Genomic DNA, 9,676 nt, shown 5'->3' on the forward strand with positions numbered 1-9,676 from the left:
AATTTCCCTGTGGCATCCCTGCACAAGAAAGTCTAGCTTGCGGCCAATCGCATCCGTCTCTTCGACAATCTGCCCGAACTGAACAAAGTGGCTGCGCAGCCGTGTAATTTCTTCCGATATATCGGCTCTCTCTGCAAACACAGCCACTTCATGCAGCAGGCGCGACTCATCGATGTCGCACCGCCCCTGTATGTATTCGTCGACCCGTGCAAAAATCCGATCCCGATACGCGTCCGCCACTCTTGGCGCGAATACGGCCAACTCTTCCACCAGGCGCTTCATCTTTTCAATACGGCTCAGCACGTCTTGTCTTAGAGCCTGTCCTTCTTTTTGCCGCATGGAGACAAGCATGGCCGCCGCCTCTTCGACCGCTTCAAGCAGCGGGACTTGATAGACTTGCGAATCCGGCTTCTCGTCTCCGACCTGCGCCACATCCGGCAGAAGCAGCAATTCCCGGGCTGACATCTGCGGTGCAAGCCCGAAGACTTCGCCCATTTTCTCTGCCGCTTCCTTGTACTGGCGCGCCAGCTCCCAGTTCACTTTCAGCGAGGAGGGCGCTGTTTGTGTCTCGACCGTTATAAAAACGTCCACGCGTCCGCGGCGCACATAAGAAAGTATCTTCTTGCGCACCTCGTCTTCAAGCGCGGCAAATTCACGCGGCATACGAATCGCTACTTCGCAGAAACGATGGTTGACAGAACGCATCTCTACCGCAAATGAGACGCCGTCTCCCTGTTTCTCTGCGCGTCCGTATCCCGTCATGCTGTATACCATTTCCTTCACCTCCCGCCGCTATGCCTTGTGCCAGCGCCCGACAAACACTTCCTCGGCAGGCCCCGTCATATATACGCGGTTATCCGTCTCATTCCATTCAATCTCAAGGTCGCCGCCCTTCAAATGGACGAGCGCACGCCGCTCTGTCCGTCCGGTCAAGCTGCCTGCGACCACTGTCGCACACGCTCCCGTTCCGCAGGCAAACGTCTGGCCGCAACCTCGTTCCCAAACGCGCATCTCTACCTCCTGCGGCGAAGTAACGGAAACAAACTCGATATTCGCTTTATTCGGGAATAACCGGTGCGCCTCAAGCAAGGGACCCCACTTCTCCACATCAAACCGGGGTGCGTCGTCCACGAAGATAACGGCATGCGGATTGCCCATCGAAACACCGGTAAACGAAAACGCCTCCCCGCCTGCTTCGATTGGATGGTTGACGATCCTCTCCTGTGAAAGCGCAACAGGAATCGCCTCTCCGCGCAGGATCGGCTCTCCCATATCGACTTTTACCTGTACAGCTTTCCCATTCTCTACCGTCAGCCAGACACGCTGGATGCCGGCCATTGTTTCCACCGTCAGCGCCTCGTCCTGAACCAGTTTATGGTCAAACGCATACTTGGCGACACAGCGCACGGCATTGCCGCACTGTTCGGCTTCCGATCCGTCGGCATTGATAATGCGCATGCGGATATCGGCTTTATCTGACGGAAGGATAAACACTAAACCGTCCGCCCCAACACCAAAATGCCGGTCACACATGTTGCGCGAAAGCTCCGGCGCATTCTCCGGCAAAGTCTCAAAATGGGCAACGATAATAAAATCGTTGCCCAGTCCATTCATCTTCGTGAAATTCAACTTTCTCTCACCCTTCCGTGTCTGCCGGACTTCGCGTACAGAAGCGAGAACATTCCCGTCGCAAACGTCGGAATTCCGGCCAGCAATACAATAAATATCCATTCATATGCCGTCAGCGCGACCGTATTAAAAATCGGCTGCAGCGCTGGCAGATAAACGACCGGAAGCACAAGCAGCACCGAAGATAACACCGCCAGTACCAGGTATTTATTCTGCAGCGGATTGCGACTGAAAATCGAAATCTCGCTCCGGCAGTCAAACACGTGAATCAACTGCGCCATTACAAGCGTAGCAAATGCAACCGTCTGCGCCCTGGTTAAATCCCCCGGATTCGCCTCGTATGCAATCCAGAATGCCGCCAGCGTCACCAGTCCAATCAAAAGTCCGCGCGAGACAATCTTCCAAGCCAATCCGCGCGCAAACACGTTCTCGTGCCGCGAACGTGGAGGCCGCTTCATCGTTGCTTCCTCCGGCTGATCTATGCCCAAAGCCAGCGCCGGCAAACCATCTGTCACAAGATTGACCCAGAGAATCTGAATCGGCACAAGCGGAAGAGGCAAGCCGACCAGCATCGCAAAAAACATAACCATAATCTCACCCACGTTGGAAGCCAACAAATAGCGGATAAACTTGCGGATGTTGTCATAAATCGTCCGCCCTTCCTCGATGGCCGCCTCGATCGTGGCGAAGTTATCATCGGCCAGCACCAGAGACGCCGCTTCTTTCGTTACGTCCGTCCCGGTAATGCCCATGGCAATTCCAATGTCGGCCGCTTTAATGGCAGGCGCGTCGTTGACCCCGTCGCCGGTCATAGCGACGACATGGCCTCTTTTCTGGAGCGCTTTTACGATCCTGAGCTTGTGCTCGGGCGATACTCGCGCATATACATATACGTTATCTACAATGGAATCGAACTCACTATCGGACATATTATATAAATCCTGTCCATTTACTGTCAACCCGCCCGGAGGAAGGATGCCCAACTGGTCGGCAATGGCTTCTGCAGTCGCCTGGTGATCGCCGGTAATCATCACAGTCTTAATGCCTGCCTGCCGGCAGCGGCGAATCGCCAGTTTGGCTTCGGCACGCGGCGGATCAATCATGCCTGCAAGACCTACCAGCACAAGTCCTCTCTCCGCGGTCTGCTCGCTGCCCGGCGTCTCTTTGGGGCGAAGCTCGCGATAGGCTATAGCAAGTACGCGAAGCGCCTGCTTGGCGAGCGACTCGTTGGCGAAGATGATCTGGCGGCGCAGCGCAGGGGTAAGCTGGACTGTATGCCCTTTCCATACGATATGCGTGCAGCGGGCGAGCAGCATATCCGGAGCGCCTTTAGCCACCAGCATTCGCTTGCCGTACCGGTCTGACACGATAACCGACATCATTTTGCGCGTAGAATCGAACGGGAATTCCTTCACTCTGGTCCATGTTTCTTCTAATTTCGCCCGGGTAATACCCGCTTTTCCGCCGGCCACAAGCAAAGCGCCTTCGGTCGGATCACCGTTCACCACCCACTGCTCTTCCAATTTTTTGAACAGCCCCTTTTTCTCGCCGCGCTGCTGTTCGAGATGTGCATTGTTGCATAGAACGCCGAACTGCAAAAGCTTATACAGCGTTCCGTGCGCCTGGGCGCGCACAGTCTTGTTTCCGTCAAAAAACTCTCCTTCCGGCTCGTATCCTGTACCGCTGACCTCGACTATTGTATCATCAAGCCACACATGGGTGACAGTCATCTTATTCTGTGTCAACGTTCCCGTCTTATCGGAACAAATCACGCTTGCGCTGCCCAGCGTTTCAACGGAAGGAAGCTTGCGGACGATCGCGCGCCGTTTAATCATCCGCTGTACACCCAGCGCAAGCGCGACCGTCACAATCGCAGGCAGCCCTTCCGGAATGGCGGCAACCGCAAGGCTGACGCCCGCCAGAAACATCTCATACACCTGCTGCCCATGGAAAATTCCTGCGGCCACGACCAGCCCAGTCAAACAGAGCGCCACAACGATAAGGATTTTACCCAGCTGCTCCAATTTAAGCTGCAGCGGCGTTTGCATGGTTTCCGTTGTCTGCAGCAGATCGGCGATTTTGCCCATTTCGGTCATCATGCCGGTGTTAAGCACGACCGCATACCCGGTTCCGGCGGTAACCATTGTGCCCATAAATCCCATGTTTACCTGATCACCAAGCGGAATCGCCTCATGCGGTAGTTCAACGCTCCTCTTTACGACAGGCACTGATTCACCCGTTAGCGTCGATTCTTCCACATGCAGACCGTTCGCCGAAAGAAACCGGACATCGGCAGGAATGCGATCGCCGCCTTCCAGATAAATAAGATCACCGGGAACCAATTCTTTCGCCGGAATATGCGTAAGCTGTCCATCGCGGATACAGTACGCCATCGGCGCCGTCAATTCTTTCAGCGCGGACAGGGAACGTTCCGCCCGGTATTCTTGAAAAAAGCCTAATATTCCGTTAATGATAACAATCGCGATAATGGCGATGGCATCTACATATTCTCCGAGAAATCCGGAGATGAGCGTTGCCGCAAGCAGCACAAGCACCATGAAATCTTTGAATTGTCCGAGAAACAGCGCAAGCGGCGAAATCCTTTCTTTCTCCGCGAGGATGTTGGGACCTAATGCAGAAAGCCGCTGTTTTGCTTCCTCTTCGGTTAATCCCTTCTTCATATCGGTTTTCAGGATATGCGCAAGCTCCTCTTCCGAATAGCTAAACCAGTAACGTTGCCCATTCATACGGGTGCCTCCTTTGCTCCGATCCTTTCTTCACACCTAATCTATTCTGACAAGCTATAAAAAATGACAAGCCGCCTCTACTTCTTGCTTCCAACTCCCGCATTCTCTTATCGCTATGCTATACTGTTTCTTTTGCTTGGCGCATACAATCTAGTTTAAATTAATAAAAATTAAGTAAAATAACTATGCGTTCTCTCCATAATAAATCGGATAAAATTAAATAAAAGCAATATAGAAAAATAAGTATGTGGTCAATTTTGTGGTCAACGAAGGTTTGATTTCTTACTACACAATAAAAAACAAGAAATAACAATAAGAGGGCGTCCCAAAAGTAACCTTGGGACGCCCTCTTTTATTCTTTAACGAACTTTACGATGACGTCTACAACGTACAATAGCAGTTTGTCCAGGACGTAAGTTAACAACCACAACACGGCGACGAGATTGAGCCAATTATATTCCCCCCTTACTTTTAACGAGTTACTCCATTATATGAAAGGGTTTGTCCATAGGATATAAACCATAGCACAAGTTTATCTAACGATAATATTCATTCTAACCATTAAAAACGCTGTTTTGGTTTAAATTTGGCCAAAAGCGGCGTTTTTAGCTTGTGGGAAATAACGAAATAACACGTTATTTTTTTGAAAGCATGGTCTTCGTTTTTCTTCGAATTGCTCTTCTTTACTCCCTAGTTTAGTGCACAAATGGGATACCGCCAGTAAAGTGCGGATTTACAACGTTAAGGGGATTTGCGGTAGTACCAAGATTTTTGCGAAAACACACACCAATCCATTTCATTCCAAATGGTGATGTGAAGTGATGTGAAGTGACGTGAAAGTAAACGGGCAATTTTATGATACACACCTAATTAGTAAATAAAAATTTATTATTTTTTAGAATTTCAATGGTCGAAACGGCTCTTTTCGGTGAAAATCTAACAGTTATTGGGTTAACGGAAGATAAAGCACATACAAATCGAAATTCTCGATTCAGTGAATTATTCAAACTGCTTTGTGGAAATATATATTGACTGTTCTATCCAAAAGGAGGTTCATATGAGCACATTATACGAAAAGCTCGGGGGCGAAGAGACAATTGCTAAAGTGGTGGACTACTTCTATGATTTAGTTTTAGCAGATGATACCGTGAACCATTTTTTCAAAAATACGGACATGGAAAAGCAGCGCCGACATCAAACGAAGTTTATTAGCTTCGCATTGGGTGGACCCAATCAATACACTGGCGGGTCTATGGCAAAGGTGCACGAAGGAATGAATATACAACCTGCTCACTTTGATGCTATCGTTAGACATCTTCGTGATGCTCTTGCACATTTTGGTGTTGGTGAAGATGATATTGCTCAAGCATTAGACAAGGTGGAAACTTTACGAGGAGATATTATATATAAATAGTATCATGCTAATTTACTACTTAACTTACTCATGCTTTTATAAATATAAAAAGCCCTACCACCCAATAAAGGGTAGTAGGGCATACTTTATGCTTCTCTATTCGGCCCTTTGTAGCCACTAATCACGCCCACACCAATGCAGGCATAGCTAAGTAAATCTAAGCTCCCATAATCCTTGCGGCACTACAACCCCATTCACATTCAGTACCTGATAAAGCAGACCGCCAAAGCCTGCCCACAAAAATGGATCGTGAAGTCGCTCTCTCATCAGCCGTTCACCTTCTTCATGCCAACTGCAGCGCGTACTTCATCCGCGAGTCTGCCGATCTCTTTCTGTTCATCCGGGCACTTTGACGCTTTTCAGACTGCCTGTAGGTACGCGATTCCTTTTTCTGCATCGTCTTGCTTCATTCGGGGTTCCCCCTTCTTTTCTGACTTCTTTCACGGTACATACTTAATACCAACGAATAAATCAGAGTCTGCTGCATTGGCGATGACGACACGCTTATTTAAATCCTCACGTTTGTTTTGCTTTAAGTTTCTCGCTGACGAAAGTGAATGAGGACCAGTTCTCGTCAGCACGACTTTAACATTATGTCGCTCCAGATGCATTTTAACGGCAGAGCCGCTGTATTCTTCTCAAATTGAACAGCCATTTTGTCTATATGTTCCATGAGTTTCTGCTCGCGTTCCCTTGCTTCTTTCTTGGTTGATAACAATAACCAAACAAAAAGAGCCGCAAACGGCCCCTGTTAAAACAAAATCTTCAGTAAACTTTCTTCCATTCTTATCTTCCTCCTCACCCCCTGTTGGGGAAAATAAAAGGGCAGAAATTCTGCTCTAAAAAATACAAAGTAACAATTGCAACTTCATTTCGCTTAAATCCGTCTAATTATTCAAATTTATTTAGAGGAGATGTGAAAAAACATGTCATATGAAACAATCTATTCCCTAACCGACCAGCAAGTAAAAGAGTTACATGACATGTATCAATCAGAATGGTGGACAAAAGGTCGCCAATTACCCGATATCCAAATTATGCTAGACAACTCTTTAGTCATTGCTTTCTGCGATACTGCAAGCAAACAACTTATTGCTTTTTCCCGGGTTCTAACAGATTACGTTTATAAAGCTCTTATCTTCGATGTTATCGCTAATCCAACTCATCGAGGTAAAGGAATAGGAGAAGCTTTGATGGATGCTATTATTAATCATCCATCATTAAAAAACGTCAACCATTTTGAACTGTACTGTCGACCAGAGATGATTCCCTTTTATCAACGCTGGGGATTCACCAGCGAATTAGGAGAATTGCATTTTATGAGACGAACTTAGATAGCTATGAACTTCTAAGGTCCCCTTACAAAATAAAAACGCCTCTCCATTTGGAAAGACGTTTGTTATGTTGTTATTTGCTGTTCGCTGCAATCTCTGCTTTCACCTCTTCGTTTTGTGCGTATAATTCCATCATTCCTGTCATAAGCGCATCTATCGCTTGTGTTTGTCTTGCTTCCATATCCGCCATCTCTGCCATGATAGCATCCATAGCGATTTGTTGTCGGTCTATTACAGGAGATATTTGCGGGGTATATTCTTCGAACCCCCCTGTAGTCTCGTCATAACGAACATTAGAAGCGATAGTTTTAACGGTAACTGTTTGCTCATCTGTTTCAATCGTTTCAATAGTATACACAATACCGTTTTCGTACTCATACGTTATCATCATCTACACTCCTTTCCTAAAAGTTAGACTTGATACCATTCTCTTTCCACATTTCAAACACTTTTCTGCGATTCGGATTTCTTTCTCGTCCCACTACATCCCACCCACCTCCATAATCTGGTTTGAGTTGAGTTTGTTTTGTGAATTTGGTTGCCAGAACAAAAGAAAAAGCCGCTCTGCTGAGCGACTTACCTACCTATTATAGTAACCATAATTTCCCCTATCGTCAGAATTTCAACAACCGGATCATGAATCGTCAAGGTTTTATGATTTGTGTCGTAGTGCTTAGTCCGTGTAGTAGTTCGTGCCGGCCGAGAATTCAATAAAGACGCACGCTTCGTCACCAACCGCCCAAGCATCATGACCAGGAGGCAACATCATAATATCACCCGGTCCGAATTCCTCCTCAGATCCGTCGTCCATGACAACCCCTAGACGGCCCGACAGCACGTAGGCAACGTGAGGGAGAAGGCAACTCTCCGTCCCTGCATGCGGCTTTAAATCGTTAGACCATTTTGCTCCCTTCTCGAAAGTGACACGGTGGACTTCGACACCATCAAGAAACACATTTTCCTTCTTGATTAAGCCATACGTCTCTACTTTATCGGGCGTATTTAGATTCTTCTTCTGCATAGTTAATTTTGCCATATCATATCGCCTCTTTAAACATATTAATTTTATTGGAATTAATAGAATTATACAAGAATACAATTTACGAGTAAAGATAGAAATCTGTAAATCTCAAATTTTTTGTTTTTTTGATAAGTGGTGCGGACTTTACCACTACATCTCCCCCACCTCCAAGGCAAAATAAAAAGCCGAGTGACTTTTTCACCCGACCCTATATTTTGCCGTTCTTCTAAGAGACTACTTACACCAATGCCCTTCTTACACATCACCTAATCGTCAAGATATGTATACCGAACAGTTCCTAATTTTGTCTGTCGATTAACTGGCTTTCCATCTCCATCCAGTAGAATGTTTAAAATTAGCATCGAAACCTTCAATTTCCCAAATTCTCTTTTCCACATTTTTTATTTTTGGCATAGTATGATCTCTCCCTGCTAAACCATTCGACAAAAGGGGATATTTTCCTTTTCATTTGTAAGAAATTAATTTTTCGTGTCGAATGGTAGTTCTAAAAGAGGGAATAGATATGGATCGTCGCCGCCGTGTATAAGTTATTACACTGAGACCTGGTCAAACTGTAGTCTTTCGTTGCAGAAACAGAACTGTAGTTGTTCGTTGCCGTCGTCACCGCTAATCTAAAAAATTAAAGGCCCGCTCCCTCGTTGGGACGGCCTTTTCGCTTATCTTCCGACACTATCATCATAACATCCTATCATAAAGCAGTGCGCCAATCCCCGGCCAAAATTACACCATTTTCGCGCCAATTACTCAGCCTTTCTACCTCTTGTTAAACAGATATAAAGCAAACGCCAATAATATGAGTGCTACTATCCTTTTCCAATCGATAAGAATCTGTTTCCCACCGAAAACGTTAAAATGATCAATAAGAGTACTTGCTAACATTTGACCAGCAATCACAGCTATAAGCGAAGAGCCTACTCCAATTTTAGGTACAGCAAGTATCATAACAAAAACATATATAGCCCCAAGCAATCCGCCTATCAACTGCCATTTCGGGACCGAAAAAGCAGCTAAGATATTTCCCTTTCCCATAAATATGGTTAAAAGAAACAAAACTAAAGTACCGACTGTAAAAGAAATAAACGATCCCTCAATGGTGCCTACCTTCTTTCCTAAAGCACCATTAACACCAGCCTGTACCGATAGTACTGCCCCAGCTATTACAGTAAAAACAACAAATAACCAATTCACCTAATTTCCCTCCTTAAGCTGTTTCTTCAATCACCACTTCCAATTTAAGCATGAATGCCAGTTTATAGAAAGACCGTGCCGTCTCCAATGCTTCTTCGACTCTCTTCTGTGTAGCCTTCCGGTCAATTTCGGCAAAAATGACATTTGCATGACGACTCCCCTTACTCTATGGTAAAATATTCTTGTCAGAGTAAGAGCAAAAATCCCCTCTCCGGTTAGCCGACCGGGAGGGGATTTTTTGTATTTATATCCTTAAATATTGAAACTTTTTACCTTTTCATTTCGTTTATAATGCAACTCCCTTTTTCTGTGAAAATCATGA

8 protein-coding genes and 1 pseudogene are annotated in these 9,676 nt (G+C 46.3%); 2 read left to right on the forward strand and 7 right to left on the reverse strand.

The window, feature by feature from the left end:
• From B2899_RS02575 to B2899_RS02585, 3 genes are all read right to left on the reverse strand, one after another.
• Positions 1–774, reverse strand: a 774-nt coding sequence (locus B2899_RS02575) for a YicC/YloC family endoribonuclease (RefSeq protein WP_286883854.1), incomplete at its 3' end; no start/stop codon positions are given.
• An 18-nt stretch (positions 775–792) separates the two neighbouring features.
• Positions 793–1,629: a diaminopimelate epimerase gene (gene dapF / locus B2899_RS02580; RefSeq protein ID WP_286883856.1), complete on the reverse strand. Its 837-nt coding sequence runs from the start codon at positions 1,627–1,629 to the stop codon at positions 793–795.
• Complete coding sequence (locus B2899_RS02585) at positions 1,626–4,376, reverse strand: cation-translocating P-type ATPase (RefSeq protein WP_146812087.1); 2,751 nt, start codon at positions 4,374–4,376, stop codon at positions 1,626–1,628. Before B2899_RS02585 ends, dapF begins: the two co-directional genes overlap by 4 nt.
• Before the next feature lie 1,057 nt (positions 4,377–5,433).
• On the opposite strand from B2899_RS02585, the gene B2899_RS02590 reads away from it, so the two are divergent.
• Positions 5,434–5,790, forward strand: coding sequence for a group I truncated hemoglobin (locus B2899_RS02590; protein ID WP_146812088.1), 357 nt, complete (start codon positions 5,434–5,436; stop codon positions 5,788–5,790).
• A 574-nt stretch (positions 5,791–6,364) separates the two neighbouring features.
• On the opposite strand, the pseudogene B2899_RS02595 reads toward B2899_RS02590, so the two are convergent.
• Positions 6,365–6,529, reverse strand: a pseudogene (locus B2899_RS02595) (hypothetical protein); the annotation flags it as partial.
• A 187-nt stretch (positions 6,530–6,716) separates the two neighbouring features.
• Between B2899_RS02595 and B2899_RS02600 the strand changes: the two are divergent.
• Positions 6,717–7,124 (forward strand): GNAT family N-acetyltransferase, encoded by a 408-nt coding sequence (locus tag B2899_RS02600; RefSeq protein WP_286883861.1) that lies wholly within the window; start codon positions 6,717–6,719, stop codon positions 7,122–7,124.
• 73 nt (positions 7,125–7,197) lie between these two features.
• Here B2899_RS02600 and B2899_RS02605 read toward each other — a convergent pair whose 3' ends face one another.
• From B2899_RS02605 to B2899_RS02615, 3 genes are all read right to left on the reverse strand, one after another.
• Positions 7,198–7,515, reverse strand: coding sequence for a hypothetical protein (locus tag B2899_RS02605; RefSeq protein WP_286883863.1), 318 nt, complete (start codon positions 7,513–7,515; stop codon positions 7,198–7,200).
• Positions 7,516–7,797: 282 nt separating this feature from the next.
• The gene (locus tag B2899_RS02610) at positions 7,798–8,160 is read right to left on the reverse strand and encodes a cupin domain-containing protein (RefSeq protein WP_146812092.1); all 363 of its coding nucleotides are present in this window, start codon (positions 8,158–8,160) and stop codon (positions 7,798–7,800) included.
• 759 nt (positions 8,161–8,919) lie between these two features.
• The gene (locus B2899_RS02615) at positions 8,920–9,354 is read right to left on the reverse strand and encodes a DMT family transporter (protein WP_286883865.1); all 435 of its coding nucleotides are present in this window, start codon (positions 9,352–9,354) and stop codon (positions 8,920–8,922) included.
• Positions 9,355–9,676: the final 322 nt, after the last annotated feature.

The organism is Aneurinibacillus sp. UBA3580 (assembly GCF_002375825.1).
Classification (GTDB): Bacteria; Bacillota; Bacilli; order Aneurinibacillales; family Aneurinibacillaceae; genus Aneurinibacillus; species Aneurinibacillus danicus.